At 72.9% G+C, this 17,050-nt stretch carries 18 protein-coding genes; 7 read left to right on the top strand and 11 right to left on the bottom strand.

The genetic code is table 11. The features are described from left to right. Nucleotides 1–130: 130 nt before the first annotated feature. From ACWEVN_RS25650 to ACWEVN_RS25625, 6 genes are all read right to left on the bottom strand, one after another. On the bottom strand, nt 131–1,330 hold the full coding sequence (locus ACWEVN_RS25650; protein ID WP_452052988.1) for an RNA polymerase sigma factor: 1,200 nt from the start codon (nt 1,328–1,330) through the stop codon (nt 131–133). Beyond that, a complete protein-coding gene (locus ACWEVN_RS25645) occupies nt 1,327–1,680 on the bottom strand; it encodes a YciI family protein (RefSeq protein ID WP_452052996.1) in 354 nt (117 codons plus the stop codon). Before ACWEVN_RS25645 ends, ACWEVN_RS25650 begins: the two co-directional genes overlap by 4 nt. Before the next feature lie 5 nt (nt 1,681–1,685). After that, nucleotides 1,686–2,429, bottom strand: coding sequence for a dihydrofolate reductase family protein (locus ACWEVN_RS25640; RefSeq protein WP_449686614.1), 744 nt, complete (start codon nt 2,427–2,429; stop codon nt 1,686–1,688). Nucleotides 2,430–2,524: 95 nt separating this feature from the next. Beyond that, the gene (locus tag ACWEVN_RS25635; protein WP_310973240.1) at nt 2,525–2,860 is read right to left on the bottom strand and encodes a ClpX C4-type zinc finger protein; all 336 of its coding nucleotides are present in this window, start codon (nt 2,858–2,860) and stop codon (nt 2,525–2,527) included. A 30-nt stretch (nt 2,861–2,890) separates the two neighbouring features. Further along, the gene (locus tag ACWEVN_RS25630) at nt 2,891–3,277 is read right to left on the bottom strand and encodes a hypothetical protein (protein ID WP_396136954.1); all 387 of its coding nucleotides are present in this window, start codon (nt 3,275–3,277) and stop codon (nt 2,891–2,893) included. A 56-nt stretch (nt 3,278–3,333) separates the two neighbouring features. Further along, complete coding sequence (locus ACWEVN_RS25625; RefSeq protein WP_452052987.1) at nt 3,334–4,575, bottom strand: GDSL-type esterase/lipase family protein; 1,242 nt, start codon at nt 4,573–4,575, stop codon at nt 3,334–3,336. Nucleotides 4,576–4,703: 128 nt separating this feature from the next. Between ACWEVN_RS25625 and ACWEVN_RS25620 the strand changes: the two genes are divergently transcribed. Next, complete coding sequence (locus tag ACWEVN_RS25620) at nt 4,704–4,946, top strand: hypothetical protein (RefSeq protein ID WP_449686612.1); 243 nt, start codon at nt 4,704–4,706, stop codon at nt 4,944–4,946. Here ACWEVN_RS25620 and ACWEVN_RS25615 read toward each other — a convergent pair. From ACWEVN_RS25615 to ACWEVN_RS25605, 3 genes are all read right to left on the bottom strand, one after another. Beyond that, the gene (locus ACWEVN_RS25615; RefSeq protein WP_449686611.1) at nt 4,943–5,746 is read right to left on the bottom strand and encodes a GH25 family lysozyme; all 804 of its coding nucleotides are present in this window, start codon (nt 5,744–5,746) and stop codon (nt 4,943–4,945) included. The genes ACWEVN_RS25620 and ACWEVN_RS25615 overlap by 4 nt on opposite strands. Nucleotides 5,747–5,839: 93 nt before the next feature. Then, a complete protein-coding gene (locus ACWEVN_RS25610) occupies nt 5,840–7,270 on the bottom strand; it encodes a radical SAM protein (protein WP_452052986.1) in 1,431 nt (476 codons plus the stop codon). Further along, the gene (locus ACWEVN_RS25605; protein WP_452052985.1) at nt 7,270–9,849 is read right to left on the bottom strand and encodes a glycosyltransferase; all 2,580 of its coding nucleotides are present in this window, start codon (nt 9,847–9,849) and stop codon (nt 7,270–7,272) included. Before ACWEVN_RS25605 ends, ACWEVN_RS25610 begins: the two co-directional genes overlap by 1 nt. Nucleotides 9,850–9,969: 120 nt before the next feature. Between ACWEVN_RS25605 and ACWEVN_RS25600 the strand changes: the two genes are divergently transcribed. The 4 genes from ACWEVN_RS25600 (at nt 9,970) to ACWEVN_RS25585 (ending at nt 13,503) form a co-directional block, all read left to right on the top strand. Further along, the gene (locus ACWEVN_RS25600; RefSeq protein WP_452052984.1) at nt 9,970–11,067 is read left to right on the top strand and encodes a sensor histidine kinase; all 1,098 of its coding nucleotides are present in this window, start codon (nt 9,970–9,972) and stop codon (nt 11,065–11,067) included. Next, nucleotides 11,064–11,717 carry a response regulator gene (locus ACWEVN_RS25595; RefSeq protein ID WP_452052983.1) on the top strand — a complete coding sequence of 218 codons (654 nt, stop codon included), beginning with the start codon at nt 11,064–11,066 and terminating at the stop codon, nt 11,715–11,717. The genes ACWEVN_RS25600 and ACWEVN_RS25595 overlap by 4 nt, the downstream gene beginning before the upstream one ends. 86 nt (nt 11,718–11,803) lie before the next feature. After that, nucleotides 11,804–12,193: a hypothetical protein gene (locus ACWEVN_RS25590; RefSeq protein WP_452052982.1), complete on the top strand. Its 390-nt coding sequence runs from the start codon at nt 11,804–11,806 to the stop codon at nt 12,191–12,193. A gap of 2 nt (nt 12,194–12,195) precedes the next feature. Then, nucleotides 12,196–13,503 (top strand): DJ-1/PfpI family protein, encoded by a 1,308-nt coding sequence (locus tag ACWEVN_RS25585; RefSeq protein ID WP_452052981.1) that lies wholly within the window; start codon nt 12,196–12,198, stop codon nt 13,501–13,503. On the opposite strand, the gene ACWEVN_RS25580 is transcribed toward ACWEVN_RS25585, so the two are convergent. Together ACWEVN_RS25580 and ACWEVN_RS25575 are read right to left on the bottom strand one after the other, a co-directional pair. Beyond that, entirely contained in the window at nt 13,487–14,794 is a 1,308-nt protein-coding gene (locus ACWEVN_RS25580; protein WP_452052980.1) for a cytochrome P450, read from the bottom strand. The genes ACWEVN_RS25585 and ACWEVN_RS25580 overlap by 17 nt on opposite strands. 39 nt (nt 14,795–14,833) lie before the next feature. Then, nucleotides 14,834–15,169 (bottom strand): hypothetical protein, encoded by a 336-nt coding sequence (locus ACWEVN_RS25575; RefSeq protein WP_410571145.1) that lies wholly within the window; start codon nt 15,167–15,169, stop codon nt 14,834–14,836. 312 nt (nt 15,170–15,481) lie between these two features. Between ACWEVN_RS25575 and ACWEVN_RS25570 the strand changes: the two genes are divergently transcribed. Next, on the top strand, nt 15,482–16,747 hold the full coding sequence (locus tag ACWEVN_RS25570) for a cation:proton antiporter domain-containing protein (protein WP_452052979.1): 1,266 nt from the start codon (nt 15,482–15,484) through the stop codon (nt 16,745–16,747). 87 nt (nt 16,748–16,834) lie between these two features. After that, on the top strand, nt 16,835–17,017 hold the full coding sequence (locus ACWEVN_RS25565) for a CsbD family protein (protein WP_308670772.1): 183 nt from the start codon (nt 16,835–16,837) through the stop codon (nt 17,015–17,017). Nucleotides 17,018–17,050 lie beyond the last annotated feature (33 nt).

Genomic DNA, 17,050 nt, shown 5'->3' with positions numbered 1-17,050 from the left:
CCGCGGTGGCAAGTCTGGGCCGCGAAACGGCGCCACGTCGACTTGGCCACCGGCGGGCCCCAGGTCAGAAATCCGGCAAGCCGCTGGCGGCCCGCACGTCACGAGATCCGGCAGCCGCGGGCGCGACCCCTCACCCAAGTCGCGCGGCGCGGGTCAGGAGGTGGCGCCGCTCCGGCTCGCTCGTCGTGCGCCGCGCTGCCTCGCGGTAGCCGGCGCGGGCCGCGTCGTGGTCGCCCGCCAGCTCCTGCAAGTGGGCCCTCACCGATACCAGGTGGTGCGATGCCGAGAGGCGGTCGTCGGCCGAAAGCGCCTCGAGGAGGGCCAAGCCCGCCGCCGGGCCGTGGACCTCGGCCAGTGCCACCGCTCGGTTGAGCGTCACCGCCGGGTTGGGCGCCACCCGCTCCAGGAGCGTGTACAACGCCAGAATCTGGGGCCAGTCCGTGGCTTCCGCCGTCGGGGCCTCGTCGTGGAGCGCGGCGATCGCCGCCTGCAGCTGGTACGGGCCGACCGGGCCGCTCGCCAGGGCGCCGGTCACCAACGCCACGCCCTCGGCGATCGCCTTGGCGTCCCACCGCGTGCGGTCCTGCTCGCCGAGCGGGACCAGGGATCCGTCCGGGGCCGTGCGGGCCGGGCGGCGGGCGTCGGTCAGCACCAGCAGCGCCAGCAGCCCGGCCACCTCGCCGTCGCCGGGGACCAGCCGGTGCAGCTCGCGGGCCAGCCGGATCGCCTCGGCCGCCAGCTCGGCCCGCACCAGCCGCGTCCCCGACGTCGCCGTGTAGCCCTCGTTGAACACGAGGTAGACGACGTGCAACACGGCGCCGAGGCGCGCCGCCTGCTCGGTCGGGGGCGGCAGCGCGAAGCCGGCCCCCTTGAGGCGGTGCTTGGCCCGGCTGATGCGCTGGGCCATGGTCGCCTCGGGCACGAGGAACGCCCGCGCGATCTCCGCCGTCGACAGGCCGCCGACCGCCCGCAGCGTCAGCGCGATCTGCGACGACGGCGTCAGCGCCGGGTGGCAGCACAGGAACAGCAGCGTGAGCGTGTCGTCGCCGGCTTCGACCTCGCCACCGGCGGGCGGAGTGCGGAGGGCGTCCGCTTCCTCCCGCCGGCGGCGAGCGGTGTCGCTGCGCACCTGGTCGGCGAGGCGGCGCGAGGCCACCGTCACCAGCCACGCCCGCGGGTTCTCCGGCCAGCCCTCCACCGGCCACTGGGCCACGGCCGCCACCAGCGCTTCCTGGACGGCGTCCTCGCAGGCGTCGAACTGCCCGTAGCGGCGCACCAGCGCGCCGAGCACCTCCGGGACCAGCGGCCGGACGGCCTGCCAGCCGGTCACGGCGCGACTTCGGCCTCGTGCATCAGCGGCCGGACCTCGACACCCCAGTAGCGCGCGGACGGGGCCCGCGCCGCGATCTCCAGCGCCCGGTCCATGCTGTCGCAGTCGACGATCATGAAGCTGCCCAGGAACTCCTTCGCCTCGGCGTAGGGGCCGTCGGTCACCACCGGCGTCCCGCCGGTGACCCGGACCATCTTGGTGTTCACCTCGTCGGCGACGCCGTAGGCCCCGACCAGCTCGCCCGACTCGAACAGCTCCCGGTTGAGGGCGTCGGTCTCGCGGATGACCTCGGCGAGGGTCTCCGCGCCCACCGAATTGAAGGCTTCCTCGTTGCCGTAGATCAGCAGCATGTACTTCACCGTTCGCTCCTCTCCCACTGGCCCGTCTCGGCGGATCCGACCAGGTCACCACTGGCGCCGCGGTCGTCCAGCACCAGCTTCGACCGTCCGGTGACGGTATAGCGGAGGTGGGTCACCCCGGGCGTGTCGACGACGCGGGCCGGGACGAGCTCGATGCCGTCGTCCGCGCCGAGGCCGAGCTCGGGGCCGAACAGGCGCTGGCCGTCCCCCAGCAACACCGGCGCGATGTGCAGCTCGAGCTGGTCGAGCAACCCGGCGGCCAGCACCTGCCGCAGCAGCTCACCGCCGCCGGCCACCGCCACGTCCTTGTCGCCGGCAGCGGCCCGGGCCAGCTCGACGGCCCGCTCGACGCCGTCGGTGACGAAAGTGAAGGACGTGCCGCCCTGGCGTTCGAGCACCGCGCGGGGCCGGTGGGTGACGACGAACACCGGGGCGCGGAACGGCGGTTCGTCGCCCCACGGGACCTCGCCGGCGTCGAACATCCGCCGGCCCATGACGTAGGCCCCGGCCGCGGCGAAGGTCTCGGCGACGATCTCCGAGTCGACCGACTGTTCGCCGCCGGCGAAGCCCTGCCGCTCGCGCCAGGCCATGGCGTCGACGGCCCACCGGGTCACCCGGAAGAACCCGGGCGCTTCAGGGCCCCGCATCCAGCCGCTCATGTCCTGGTCAGGCCGGGTGTCCCGCGGCCCGGTGTAGAAGCCGTCGAGGGACACCGACATCTGGGCGGTCACCTTCGTCATGTTCACGCTCCGTGGTTGGGGGCAGACCTTGTCGGCCGCCGCTGCCCCTCAGTCGGAGCCGGCCGCGCGTTCTCGACACGCGCCGCCGCCGGCTCCTAGGCGAACCGCTCCCACGCCGACTGGCGGGTCATCCCCAGGGCCTCGCCGATCTGGGACCACGTGCCGCCCAGGTCGCGGGCCTTGCCCACCCAGGCCGCCAGGTTCTGCTGGACCTGGGTGCTCGCCGCCGACACCGGGGCCAGGTTGGACAGCACCTGCTCCAGCGGCAGGTCGTGCTCCCACGGCGCGATCATCGGGGCGTCCGCCGGCTTGCCTTCGATCACCGACACGCACAGCCCGACGCAGCCGTCGCAGATGAACACGCCCGGGCCACCGACCAGGACTTCGACCTCCGTGTTCGGCTTGGCACAGAAGGAACAACGCGCGATCACCATCGACGGCCTCCTTTGTCAGGCGCGACCTTACAGCCGTAAGGGAGCGCCTGACAAGAGGAACGCCGCCGTCCACTCGGCCAGCTCCGTCAGCCGGCCGGTCAGTTCTTCGATCTCCGCCCAGCGGCGGTGTTCGCGCTCCAGGTCCGGGACCAGGAAGTCCTCCACCAGCAGCAACAGCGTCGCGATCTCGTAGGCGACGTCGGCGAGCTGCAGGAACGGCCGGTACTCCGCTTCCGTCCCGGCCCCGTGGCGCGCGGCCCAGTCACGGGCGCCGTGGCCCGCCGTCCGGCACACCGCGACCACCGTGCGCCGCAGGTCGCCGCGGCGGGAGCCCGAGCCTCCTTCGGCCAGCGGGGCGACGTTCCAGGCCACCGACAGCAGGCAGCACCCGGCGTCGTCCATCGACTCGTTCATCACCGGACGTACTCTGCTGACCGGCACGCACAGCCGCGCCGCTCCGACTCGCTCGGTCACCCCATCGTGTGACCAACCGGCCCGGAACGGGTGAGCATCGGCACCGAGACGAAGTCCGCGAGGGCCTGCTGACCGGCGGCGTTGGCGTGGATGCCGTCGCCGTTGTCGTACGCCGGGAGGATGCTGTTCGGCTTCAGCGGGTCCGCCAGCACGGTGTCGAAGTCCACGACCCCCGAACACGTGCCGCCACAGGTGTTCCAGCGCTGCACGAACAACGCGATCTCGTGCCGGGCCAGGTTCGCCTGGTCGCCGTACCCCGGGCGCGGCGTGCTGGGCGTGACGTACACCGCGATCCCGGCGGCCCGCAGCCGCGCGAACACCGCGCGGTAGCTGTCGAGGATCGTCGCCGCGTCGCAGCCGTACGCCAGGTCGTTGGTGCCGTAGTAGTAGATGACCGCCCGGACGCCGTGCAGCGCCAGGACGTCCCGGTCCAGCCGGCTCGCCGCGTCCAGGCCGGCGACCGACGGCGGCATGCCCGGGCACGACCGGGCGCTCGTCGTGCCGGAGACGCCGGCGTTGGCGACGCCGAGCGGCGCCCCCGCGGCGACGATCCGCCGCGCCAGGTCGTCGGTCCACCGGCGGTTGGTGCCGACCTCGGTGCAGCCCGGGCCGCAGTTGGTGCTGCCGATGCCGTCGACGACCGAACTGCCGAACGGGACGACGACGCCCTGCAGCGCCGCGTTGTGCACGTCGACGGCGCTGACCACGTACGTCGACCCGACCGTGGCCGTGAACGCGCCGGCCGGGACGTCACCGGCGTGGTCGCCCGAGCCCGGCGGCGTCAGGTAGTTGTCGCGCAAGGCCGCGCCGTGGCGGCCGGGCACGGCCGTGCCCTCGACCGACATGCTCACCGCGAGGTCGGAATCCGGGCGCGTCACGAGCCTCGTTTCGTCGCTCCACACCTCGCCACCGGCGGGAATCGTGACCGCGGGACGCCCGGCGAAGGTCAGGTCGCGCGCGAAGGTGACGGCGGCGCCGCCCGCGCTCGGCCCGGCCGTGGCGTGCCCGATGGTCAGCGGCCCGGTGCCGAAGGTGTTCTGGAGCCGGACGCGCACGGCGTCGCCGCCCTGGCTGAGGTGGGTGATCATCCGCAACGTCTGCCCGGTGACGGCCGCGTCGGCCCGGCCGTCCTGCGACTGCGCCCACGACGTGAACCACGCCCGTCCGGCCCCGGCGGCCCCCGGGGCGAACGCGAAGACGGCCGCGGAAACCACGGCGAGAAGGGCGAATCTGCGCACGGCGCCTCCCGAGTCCACAAAGGACGAACGTCGACGAGCTGCCCGCCGATGGTAAGCAGCCGGTCACGGAGGCGACAAGGTTTTGTCCGATCTTGTCAGCGGCGGCGGTGTCCGGTTCGATGGCGGACATGACCGAACCCCGCATCTTCGGCGACCCGTACGAAACCCCGGACGGGACCACGGTGATCCCGGTCCACCGGCCGGTCGGCGTGTTCGCGGTCCGCGACGGCCAGGCCCAGTGGGAGCCGGCGGTGGACGCTACGCGCGTCGCCCTGCTGGGCATCGGTGTCGGGCTGGTCGCGGCCACCCTCGCCGGGATCGCCATGGTGCGCCGGCCGCCGTGGCCGGACCTGCGCGGGTGGTGGCGCTAACCCTTCGCCAGCGCCTGGACCCGGCCGATCGGGCCGTTGTAGTAGTTCTGGTCCCCCGGCAGGCCGCCGCCCCGGGCGAACTGCCAGATGCTCTGCTTCGCCCACCCCGCCGGCAGCTCGCCGACCTCGGGGCCGTAGCGGGCCAGCCACAGCGGGTCGGTGTTGCCGAAGCGGTTCGTGTTGCCGGTGCAGCGCTTCCACCACGCCGTGCTCGTGTAGATCAGCGCGCTGCGCTTGACCTTCGCCAGGTAGGTGCGGGTGAAGTCGGTGATCCACGCCGTCAGGTCGGCCGGGTTCTTGCCGTAGCAGACGTCGCCGTACGGGTTGTACTCGATGTCCAGCGCGCCCGGCAGCGTCGTGCCGTCCGGGCGCCAGCCGCCGCCGTGGGCGATGAAGTACGCCGCCTGCTCGGCGCCGCCGGAGACGTCCGGGCGGGCGAAGTGGTACGCGCCGCGGATGATGCCCGCCGCGTGCGCGCCGTCGTACTGCTGCCCGAACTGCGGGTTGACGAACCCGGTGCCCTCGGTCGCCTTGACGTAGGTGAACTTCGCCCCGGCACCCGCCGCGGCGGCCCAGTCGACCGGGCCCTGGTGCCCGCTGACGTCGTGCCCCAGCGTCTGCCCGACCGTCTCCGCGCGAGGTGTCCCGTGAACGCCCTCGTGCCGCGCGATCTGGGTGCCCGCGTAGTTCGTGTCCGCCGAGGAGTAGTCGGCTCGCGCCGGCGTCGCGACCACCACGGCCGCGAGCACCGCCAGCGCGGCCGCACCCGACAGCCGCTGTCCCGCCACGGTTCGGTTCATCCGGGCTCCGATCACGTCGGGAACAGGTCCGGAGCCCATGCTGCCTGCCGCGCGCGCTTCCCGCGAGGCGTCTGTCACCCGATGCAGTGATCTTCAGAGTTCGGTGGTGATGATCGCCTCGACGAGCACCTCCCCGGCCGGGGTCAGCTCGACGACGTCCGGGCCCAACCGGACCAGGCCCCGCGAAGCCAGCGACCGGAACTTGCCCAGCCACGGCTCCGCGAACAACGAGCGTCCCGGAAAGCGTTGGCGGTGCAGGGAATCCCGCACCGGCTGCAACGTCGTCAGCGCCATCTTGACGGCCCGGGCCTCCTGCGCCTCGGGCGTGAACCGGGTCGCCGAGCCCAGCGGGATCCGGCCGGACAGCACGGTCTCGGTATAGCGGCGGGAGTTCACATCGGTGATCGCCTCCGACGCGCGGCAGCTCGAACTGCCGCCGAGGCCGATCGCGACCTCGGGTTCCTGCTTGTCCTGGTCGACCATGATGGACTTCCACTTCTCCGGCCCGAGGCCGTCGCGCGCGAAGTACATCGTCGGGTGCTCGGTGTACCCGGCCGCGCGCAGGCCCTCGGTGAGCAGCTCCCGCATCTGGTACTGCTCACCGAGCGGGGGCCAGCGGTGGCCGTCGCGCACCAGCTTGTCCCGGTAGGACGGCAGCTGCCACGCCGCCGGTTTCTCGCCGGTGACGCCGGTGCGCGTGTCGCTGTAGGACGCCAGGTGCAGCTTCGTGCAGACCACCGCGGTGACCTCGTTCTCCAGCACGATGCCGAGGTCGCGGCGGACGCTGTCGAGGGTCTGGTCGAGCAGGCCGTACATCAGGTCGATGCTGACCCACTCGAAGCCCAGCGACCGGGCGTTGCGGACGAAGTCGACGCACATCTCCGCGGAGTGCTCCCGGCCGCACAGCTCGAGCACGTGGTCGTCGAACGACTGGACACCGCTGGACAGCTTGGTGCAGCCCAGTTCCCGCAGCAGTTCCAGCTTGGCCGGGGTGAACGTGCTCGGGTCGCCCTCGAACCGGATCGTCGTCTCCGGTGTGAACCCGAAGTTCGACCGGTAGAACTCCAGCAGGCGCCGGATCTCGGGTTCCGGCAGCAGCGACGGCGTGCCCCCGAAGACGTTGAACTCGCCCACCTCGGCGTCACGCAGGTGGGGCACGGCCTCGAGCCACAGCTTCGCCTCGGCGATGTTGAGGTCGACCCAGTCCGCCGCCTTCTCCATCTTCCCCTTGACGAGCACGACCGGGTACTGGCAGAACCGGCAGCGGTAGGCGCACGTCGGGATGTAGGACCACAGGTGGATCGGCCCGGACGAAGCGAGCTGCGCGTCGAGGTCGGCCAGGAACTCCGCCGGCGTGCCGGGCACGTTGCCCGGGAACACGTGCGCCCCGAACGGGTCCTCTTGCACGAAGTCCAGGAGGTGCCGGTTCTCCGGCGCTTCGAGGACGTCGAGCACGGCGGGCCGCGGCCACGCGGGGTCGATCGCGTGCAGCGAGCCGACGGCTTCTTCATAGCCCAGGGTCATCAGAACACCCCTCCGTTGCCGAAGTAGTTGTGGGCCTCGCCGGACTCCCGGTCTTCGCAGTAGTAGCGGACGAACTCGGCGAACCGCGCGGGCGGGATCTCCGCCAGGCACGGCGGCAGCGGCGGCGGGTACCCGATGTCCTCGCCGACGTGCCGCCGCAGGCACGCGAACAGCTCGTCGGCGAACTCGAAGTACAGCCGGTAGGACGGCGTCTTGTAGGCGTGGATCGGCGTGAAGTCGACGACGCGCATCTCGTGCCGGATCTCGCTGATCCGCCGCGCCAGCCGCGCGGCGAGATCGGGCCCGAAGAACGCGATGACGGCGTCGTCCTCCAGCAGCGCGGGGGTGAGCAGCACCGGCAGGATGGTGTTCTTCGGCGTGAAGTCCTTGATCGAGAACGCCCACGCCTGCTCGGCCTCGGCTTCGGTGAGGTCGGTGGGTTCCGAGGGCGCCGACGGCCGGATGTCGCGCATGACGATGATGCCGTCGGAGCCGTAGGCGCGGCCGGCGATGACCTCGTCGATGGCGTGGTCCACGCGCCGCGGGTTGATCTCGACGCGCGAGCGCGGCGCGTAGGTGATCGGGTCGCCGCCGTTGGCGACCTTGATCCCGAAGTCCCAGTCGTCGGAGAGGTGGTTGACGAACTTGCCGTCCTGCAGCTGGTAGAAGATCTCGATGCCGCCGGCGCGCTCGTAGGCGTCGCGCTCGACGGCGAAGCCCTTGCCGTCGGGGAAGCCGCCGAAGAGCGCGAAGGTGACCGCGCGGCAGCGCAGCGTCCGCTGGATCGCGTCCCACAGCCGTGGCCGGCCGGTGAAGTGCTCGGCGTTGTAGTAGTAGTCGCAGACGCCGATCGCGGCCTTGGTCGTCTCCATCGCGTCGAGGAGTTCGCTCAGCCAGTGCGCGTCGACGCGGCAGTCGGCGTCGGCGGAGACGAGGTGGAACCGCTCCCCCGGGTCGCTGTCGGGCCGGTTGCGGCTGCGGGCCGCGGCGAAGTCCATCCCGGCCCGCCGCGCGCACGAAACGCCCTGCTCCGGCTCGTGGATGACGTGCAGGGCCAGGTCGGGGTGCGCGGCCGCGAAGGCGTGCGCGATCGCCACGGTGTCGTCGGTGGAGTTGTTGTCGACCAGCACGACCTCGTACCGGCTCTTGTCCAGGGGCGCGTCGCCGTCGCGCTGGTCGTGCAGGGTCCGCAGCACCTCCGGGAGGTTCGCGGCTTCGTTGTACACCGGCAGCACGACGCTGAGCCGGGTCGCCGCGCCCATCGGCGGCGGGTACAGCCGGTCGACCAGCTCGTCGACGACCCGCGCCCCGAATCGCGCCTGCCCGAGTTCCGAGTTCACCCGCACCACTTCCGCCCGTTTCCCTTCGTCGGTGATCAGCTCGGCGACTTCGCGCGCGAACGCCGCGTCCGGCAGGTCGCGGCTCCGGATGTCCAGCACCGGGGCCCGGAAGCCGGCGTAGACGACGTCGTAGAGCTCGTAGCCGCTGGTGATGTACGGCGTCCCGGAGGCGATCGCCTCGCTCACCGGGTTGCCGTAGCTCTCGTAGTCGTAGGAGGTCAGGAACGAAACGACCGTCGCGTGCGCGAGGAGGTCGCGCACGGAGTACCGGCCGGGCACCGCGGTGTCGTATGGCGTCAGCCAGCCGCCGAACACGACCCGGTCGCGCACGCCCAGGCGCGTCGCGAGGTCGACGAGCCGGGCGTGCTCGGTCGGCGTCTCGCGGGTGTCGCCGGCGACGAACAGCCACGCGCCCGGCAGCAGCGCGAGCAGGTGGAGGTCCCGGTCGATGCGCTTCTGCGGGATGATCCGGGTGATCCGGGCCAGCAGCGGGACGCCGTCGGGAATGCCGTGGTCACGCCGGAAAGCCGCGTTGCGCTCGTCGATCCGCGCGGGCGCGATGGCGAAGGAGTTCGGCAGGACGTCGATGTTGGCCAGGCCCGGCACCCACTCCAGGGTCCGCGCCAGCGCCTCTTCGTGCAGGGCGAAGTAGTGGATGTGCGGGGAGTTCCGCGGCGCGGGCACGCCGGGGTACGGGAACGTGCCGTACTTGGCGATCCCCGGCTCGCTCTGCCACATCAGGTCGTGGTCGCGCCAGAACACGAACCGGCCGAGCCGGTGCCGCGCGCCGTAGCGGCCGATCGCGGCGTACAGCGCTTCGGTGTAGGCGAGGTTTTCCGGCAGGGTCCCGTTTTCCACCAGCACCACGGTCACGCCGAGCCGTTCCCAGGTGGCCACCATCCGGTCCGCCAGTTCCCCGGCGATCCGGTCGATCTCGGGCCGCAGCGCGGTGTCGCCACCCTGCACGACTTCGCGCAGGACCCGCTCGACGAACGCGCGGTCGTAGCCGCGGATCCGCTCGACCCCTTCGACGCGGTCGAGCGTGACCCACTCCGGCAGCAGCTGGGCCTCGTCGCGGTAGGGCCGGAAGAACGCGCCCTTGTCGGCCTTGATGTCGTACCCGAGGTCGAGGTGGACGCGGTGACCCCGACCGGCGAAGCGGTGCGCCGTCTTGAGGAACTCGACCACGACCCCGGACAGCGGAGTGGCGTCGAACGAGACGCCCCAGAGCACTGACATCGATGTCAAACCCCCGAATCGGCTTGGCCGTCGGGTCCAGCGTAAGCGCCGGGGTGTCGAACGGCCGTGTGAACGCGTTCGTGGTTGACCGCGGGCCGCCGCAGCCTCCACAGTGACCGCATGAACCGGGCCCTCGGGGTGCTGACCTGCGGCGCCCTCCTCTCGATCGTGCTCGGGGTCCTCGGCTCCGGGGAACCCTGGCTCGCTCTGGTGCTGGGCGTGGTCTTCGCCGCGCTCGCGACGGCGGCCTTCGGCTGGGTGCGCGACGGAAAGGGGCTCGCGTGGGGCGCGGCCTACGTCGCCGTGCAGCTGCCGCTGGCCTTCGTGCTCTTCACGATCGACGCCGGCGTCGGGACGACGCTGTTCCTCGTCGTGCTGGTCAGCCAGTGCGTGCTGCTGCGCCTGCCGCGGCCGGCGATCGCGCTCGTCATCGCCGTGGTCCCGCTCGTGCACCTGGGGATGTCGCTGGGCGAAGGCCTGCGGGAAGGGATCGGCACGCTCATCTCGGTGCTGTTCGCGGCGATCATCACCGAACTGCTGCTGCGGGAGCAGCGGTCGCGCGCCGAACTCGCCGAAGCGCACGCGAAACTCCGCGACTACGCGGCCCAGGCGGAACGGCTCGCGACGGCGCAGGAGCGCAACCGGGTCGCGCGGGACATCCACGACGGCCTCGGGCATTCGCTCACCGTCGTCCAGATGCAGGTGAAGGCCGCGCGGGCGGTGCTGCCGACCGATCCCGGCAAGGCCGACGACGTCCTCGCGAAGGCGCAGGAGCAGGCGGAAACCGCGCTGGCCGAGGTGCGCCGCTCGGTGCGGGCGCTGCGGGAGCCGCGGCCGGTCCCGGCGCTGCCGGAGGCGCTGAAGGCGCTCGCGGAGGAGACGTCGGCGACCGGGGTCACGGCCCGGCTCACGGTGACCGGCACCGAACGCCCCCTGCCGGACGAGCATCGCGAAGCCCTCTTCCGGGCCGCGCAGGAAGGCCTGACGAACGTGCGCAAGCACGCCGGCGCCGCCGCCACGGCGGACGTGGTGCTCGACTACGCCGAGGTGGCGGTCCGGGTCGAGGTCCGCGACGACGGCCGCGGCAGCGACGGCGGCGCGTCGACCGGCTTCGGCCTGGTCGGGCTCCGGGAGCGGGCCGCCCACCTCGGCGGCGAGCTCGCCTTCACCTCGACCCCCGGCGGCGGCAGCGCCCTGACCATGGAGATCCCCGGATGACGCCGGTCCGCGTCCTGCTCGTCGACGACCAGGCCCTGTTCCGCGAAGCCCTGGCCACCCTGCTCGCGACGCACGAGGGCATCGCCGTCGTCGGCGAAGCCGGCAACGGCGACGAGGCCCTGCGCTCCGCGGCCGCGCTGACCCCGGACGTCGTCCTGATGGACCTGCGCATGCCGGTCCTCGACGGCGTGGCCGCGACCCGGCGGCTGCGGGTGGAGCAGCCCGGCACCCGGGTCATCGCGCTGACCACCTTCGACGACGACGAAGACGTCTTCGCGGCGTTGCGCGCGGGTGCCGTCGGGTACCTGCTGAAGGACGTCTCGTCGGCAAGGCTGGTCGAGGCGGTGCTGGCCGCGGCGCGCGGGGAGTCCGTGCTGCAGCCGTCGGTGGCCGCAAAGGTGGTCGCGCGGTTCGCGCAGCTGCCGGACGCGCCGGAGCCCCGGCCGCAGCCGCTGGTGGTGCCGCTGTCCTCGCGCGAACTCGACGTCCTGCGGCTGCTCGCCGACGGCCGCAGCAACCGCGAGATCGCCACGACGCTGTTCCTCGCCGAGGGCACGGTGAAGAACCACGTCACCAACGTGCTGGGCAAGCTCGGTGCCCGCGACCGCACCCAGGCCGCCCTGCGCGCGAGGGACCTCGGCCTGCTCTAGACCGTGACCCCCGGTCATGACTTCCGGCACCTGGCAGCACGGCCGCCGGCCGCGATCCTCCTTCCAGGAACGACCTGGAGGGACTCATGACCACCACCGAAACCCCGCGGACCACCGCCCGCAAGCTCGCCCGCTTCACCGGCCACTACGTCGAGATGGTCGTCGCCATGCTCGTCGGCATGGTGGCGCTGGCCCCGCTGTGGCCGTCCGCCTGGCTCGACCGCCCGGACGTCGACGCGCTCGTCATGGCCACGAACATGACCGTCGCGATGGTCCTCGCCATGGCGCTGCGCCGGCACTCGTGGCCGCGGATCGCCGAGATGGCCGCGGTGATGTACCTGCCGTTCGTGGCACTGCTCGTGCCGTACTGGCTGGGCGCGATCTCCGGTATGACCCTGATGGTCGCCGGGCACGTGATCATGTTCCCGCTGATGCTGGCCGCCATGGTGTGGCGCCGCGCCGAGTACTGGCACTGATCATGCTGAAGCGCATCGCCTTCCTCCTCGCCGCGGTGATCGCCGTGCTGGTGGTCCCCGCCGCGGGGGCGACCGTCGCCGCCCTCGGCGCGTTCGACGCGCTCTACGCCGCCGGCCCGGCGCGGCCCGTCCCCGCCGCGGCACCGGTCCCCCACGACCCGGCCAAGCCGACCGCGGTGGTCGTCGTCGGCGACCGTGGTGCCGTCGTCTCCGACGCAGTGGCCCCCTACGAGATCCTGGCCGCGACCGGCCGGTTCAACGTCTACACGGTCGCTCCCCACCGCGAGCCGAAGCCGCTGACCGGCGGCCTGGACCTGGTGCCCGACTTCGACTTCGCCGGCCTCGCCACGCGGCTCGGGTCGCGGGCACCGGACCTCGTCGTCGTGCCGGCGTTCCCGGACGTCGGCGAGCCCAGCGCCGCACCGGTCACGACGTGGCTGCGGGAGCAGGCCGCGCGCGGCTCGAAGCTGCTGAGCGTCTGCAACGGCGGTGCGGTGCTCGCCTCCGCCGGGTTGCTCGACGGGCGGCCGGCCACCGCGCACTGGCTCAAGGTCGACGCCTGGGCCGCCGAATACCCGGCGGTGCGGTGGGTCCGCGGGGAACGGTTCGTCGACGACGGGACCGTCGTCACCACGGCCGGGATCCTCTCCGGCATCGACGGCACGCTGCACTGGGTCGAGCGGCTGGCCGGGCGCCCGGTGGCGGCCGGCGCCGCGGCGGCGATCGGCTGGCGCCGCTACGGCACCGCGGTCCCGGTGCACGCCCCGGAGGGAACACCGGACGCGGCCGCGATCGTCAACGCCGGGTTCCGCTGGGCCCCCGACGAAACCGGCGTGCTGCTCGCGAACGGCGTCGGCGAGGTCGAACTCGCGTCGGTGTTCGACACCGAAGGCCAGTCGCTGTCCTCGCGCACGCTCGCCGTGAGCATCGACGGCGGCCCGATCCGCTCCCGGCACGGGCTGGTGTTCCTGCCCCGGGCGGCCCTCGGCGCGGCGAACCTCGACCGGCTGCTCGTGCCGGGCGCGACCCGCGGGATCACCGCACCCGGCGGGCCGGCACCCGAGTACGTCCACGACCGGCCGGGCTTCCCGTACGACACCGCGGTGAGCGCGCTGTCCCGCCGCACCGACGTGGCGACGGCACGGTGGACGGCGAAGGTCCTGGAGCTGCCCACCGACGACGTCGTGTTCGAAGGTGACGCCTGGCCGTGGCTGCCGACGGCGCTGCCGATCGCGCTGATCCTGGCGGGCGTCGCGGCGGTGGTCGTGGTCGTCCGGGTGCGGTGGAGGCGGCTCAGCCGAGCTGCTTGAGCTTCAGGTGGAAGTTGTCGAGGGTGGCCGGGAGCGGGCGGTCCGGGGACAGCACCGTCCCCGACGCCTGCTCGTACCGGTGGTCGCGCAGCAGGTTCGCCAGCATCGTGCTCGCGCAGAACCGGACCAGGTCACGGCCCGGGCAGACCGCCGGGCCCGCGCTGAACGGGACCAGCGCCGGGTTCTCCGCCGCGCGGCCGTCGAGCCAGAGGTCCGGGTCGAACCGGTCGGCGTACGGGAGGTCCGGGTCCCGGTGGAAGAACGGCGTGAAGATCAGCACCGTCGTCCCCGCCGGGCCCCAGGTCGTCTCTTCGGTGGTCTCGCGCAGGAGCATCGGGGTGGTCGGCCACAGCCGGACCGCGTCCAGCACGCACGCGCGCAGATAGCTCAGCTGGTTCGGCTCGGCCAGGTCGACGCCGTCGAGGTCGGTGCGGGCACGCTCCTGGGCCGCCGGGTGGCTCGCCAGCAGCGCCAGCGTCCGGTAGGTCGCCATGCCGGCCGCGTCGAAGGCGAACAGCCAGTGCGCCACCTGGTCGGGCGCGGTGTCTTCGCCGGTCTCGGCGATCACGGCGGCGAGGCTGCCGGGCTCGGCGCGGCCGAGGTGGGCGACGAGCCGCGCGCAGAACTGTGCGTACAGCTGCTTGCGCTTCGGGTGCAGGTACGCCCAGTTCGCGTCGAGCCGCAGCCGTTCGAGCTGGTCGGTGAGCGTCGTGTCGTCGCGCGCTCCCGAGCCGAGGACGATCCGGCGCACCAGCCGCCACCAGGCGACGTCGAAGGTGTCCCAGTCGAGCGTTTCCGACGTCCGCAGGACGGCCGCTTCCTCGGCGATGGCGCGGGCGAACGGGGCCGCGAGCTCGTGCAGCGGACGGCCGGGTTCCAGCACGGCTTCGGTGAACCGGCGGCGGGCCGGCCGGTCGGCCGGATCGGAGATCAGCACGCCGTGCGGCTGGAAGTGCCCCAGCGCGGCGCGTTTCTCCACTGTGGACGGACTGAACGGCGTCGGGGCGCCGGCCAGCAGCCGCTTCACGTCCGCGCCGGACAGCGCCAGCCCGACCGACCGGCCGGGCACGCGCAGTTTCAGCGGGTGCCCGTAGTGGCGGTCGTGCAGCCAGCGCAGCAGCCGCACGGCCGGGCGGTCGAACTGCAGTTTCCCGGCCACCGCCAGCGCCGCGGGACGACGTTTGATCACCCCGCCGGCCAGCGTGGGCAGGGCCACTCCGAGCGCGACACGCAGGGTTTCGGCCACCGAAGCGGTCTCCGGGTGCGTGCGATGTTCCCGAGTGGACGTCATGGCGCCCGGCTACCCGCGGGCAGCGGCCCGGAAACGCCACTACCCGCGCAGGGCGACGTTCAGCACGTCGCCGGCGTGGTCCAGGCAGTCCACGCAGATCACCGCATCCCGCGCGGCGCAGTCGACCCGCAGCAGCGGCCGCCGGAGCCCGAGGAAGGTCCGGCGTTCGCGGCGCCCGCAGAAATCGCACACCGCGGCCAGCGGCGACGTCACCGCGGCCAGCACGTCACCGGAGCCGCTTTCCCGATCGGCACCGTCACGCACCACCCGCAGGCCGGCACGGACGCAGTCGACACAGATCGGCCCGTTCCGGCCCGGTACCCGGGGATCCCGCCGCCGGCCGCAGAACCGGCAGGGCCCGCCCGCCCCGTTCATCGCCGTCACCGCGGCCTCCTCGATTCCGCCGCCCACCCGCGCGCAGGCCGCCCTGGCCCGCGCAGGTCCGACACCGCAGTCCGCGCGCCACCCACACCGCTCACGCAAACCGGCCCGCTCCGGCCGGCCACCCGCGGATCACGCCGCCGGCCGCAGAACCGGCCCGCCCCGTACGTCACCGCGGCCTCCTCGGTTTCGCCGCCCGCGCGCCGGGAATCCGGGTCGCGGCGCGCCTCTTCCTGCCACGCTACCCGGCTGCCGGGTGCCCGGCCGATCGCGGTGGCGCGGGGACCGGTGAGCAGGAGGAGCCTTTTGTCGTCGTTGACCGTGTTGTTCGGAGTGGCCGGCCTGCTGGCGCTCGCCGCGGCGATCGTGCCGAAGCTGGTCGCCGACCGGCCGTTCTCGGTGCCGCTGGTGATGCTCGGCGCCGGCATCGTGCTCGGGCTGCTGCCGCTGCCCGCCCCCTACGGCAACGGCTGGAGCGACCCCGCCGCCCACCTGCACGGCGTGGAATCGTTCGCCCAGCTGGGCATTCTCGTCGCCCTCGCCGGGGCGGGCCTGTCGGTGGACCGCCCGTTCGGCCTGAAGCGCTGGGGCTCGACGTGGCGGCTGCTCGCCATCACCATGCCGGTGTCGATCCTCGCGATCGCCGTCCTCGGCTCGTGGTGGCTGGCGCTGGCCCCCGGCGTCGCCCTGCTGCTGGCCGCGGCGCTGGCGCCGACCGATCCGGTGCTGGCGGGCGACATCGGCGTCCCGCACCCCGACGTCGAGCCGGAACTGGCCCGCGACAACGAGATCCGCTTCACACTCACGACCGAAGCCGGGCTCAACGACGGCCTGACCATGCCGTTCGTCCTCCTCGGCCTGGCCCTGGCGAGCGGGCAGCCGCGCCTGGACCTGTCCTGGGTGCTGGTGGACCTGCTGCTGCCCCTGGCCGTCGGGGTCGTGTCCGGCCTGCTCACCGGACGGCTGCTCGGCTGGGCGATCTTCCGGGCGCCGTCGGACCGGCTGCGGCTGGCCGAGTACGCCGACGGCTTGGTCCTGCTCGCCCTGGCGTTCGTGCCCTACGCCCTGTCGGAACTCGTGCACGGCAACGGGTTCGTCGCCGTGTTCGTCGCGGCCGTGGCGGTCCGCACCCAGGAACGCGAGCACGACTACCACGGCGTCCTGCACGCTTTCGGTCACCAGCTGGAACGGCTGTTCGTCCCGCTCGCCCTGCTGGGACTGGGCCTGGCCATCGGCGACGGCCTGCTGCGCGGACTGCAGCCCCTCGAAGTGGTGCTCGCCGTCGTCGCCGTGCTCGTGGTCCGGCCGCTGGTGGGCTGGCTGTCCCTGCTCGGCGCGCCGTCGCCGGGCCGGCCGGCCACCGCCGCGATCGCGTTCTTCGGCGTCCGCGGCATCGGCACGCTCTACTACCTGGCCTACGCGCTCAACCGGCTTCCCGTGCCGCAGCAGGACGTGCTGTGGCGGGTCGGCGCGCTCGCCGTCGCGGTGTCGGTGGTCGTGCACGGCGTCCTCGCGGAGCCGGCCATCCAGCGGATCGAGCGGATGGGCGGACACCTGCCGGCCGATGTGTAGCTTCCGAACCAGTGGGTAACCCGGGTGCAAGGCCCTTTTGGCGACTGGCCGATCCGGAAATGTCGCCATGACGGAAGGTGCACCCTGATGAACGACAAGCTGGAAAACAAGGGCGAAGAGCTCAAGGGCCGGGCCAAGGAAGCCGTCGGCGACGCCACCGGCAACGAGCAGTGGCAGGCCGAGGGCAAGTCCGACCAGGCCAAGGGCTCGCTCAAGCAGGCCGGCGAGAAGATCAAGGACGCCGTGAAGGGCGTCACGGACAAGAAGTGACCCGTTCCCCGCTGCCGCACCCCGGATTCCGGG

It is taken from the genome of Amycolatopsis sp. NPDC003861, from assembly GCF_053605405.1.
This window is presented reverse-complemented; position numbering and strand designations above follow the sequence as displayed.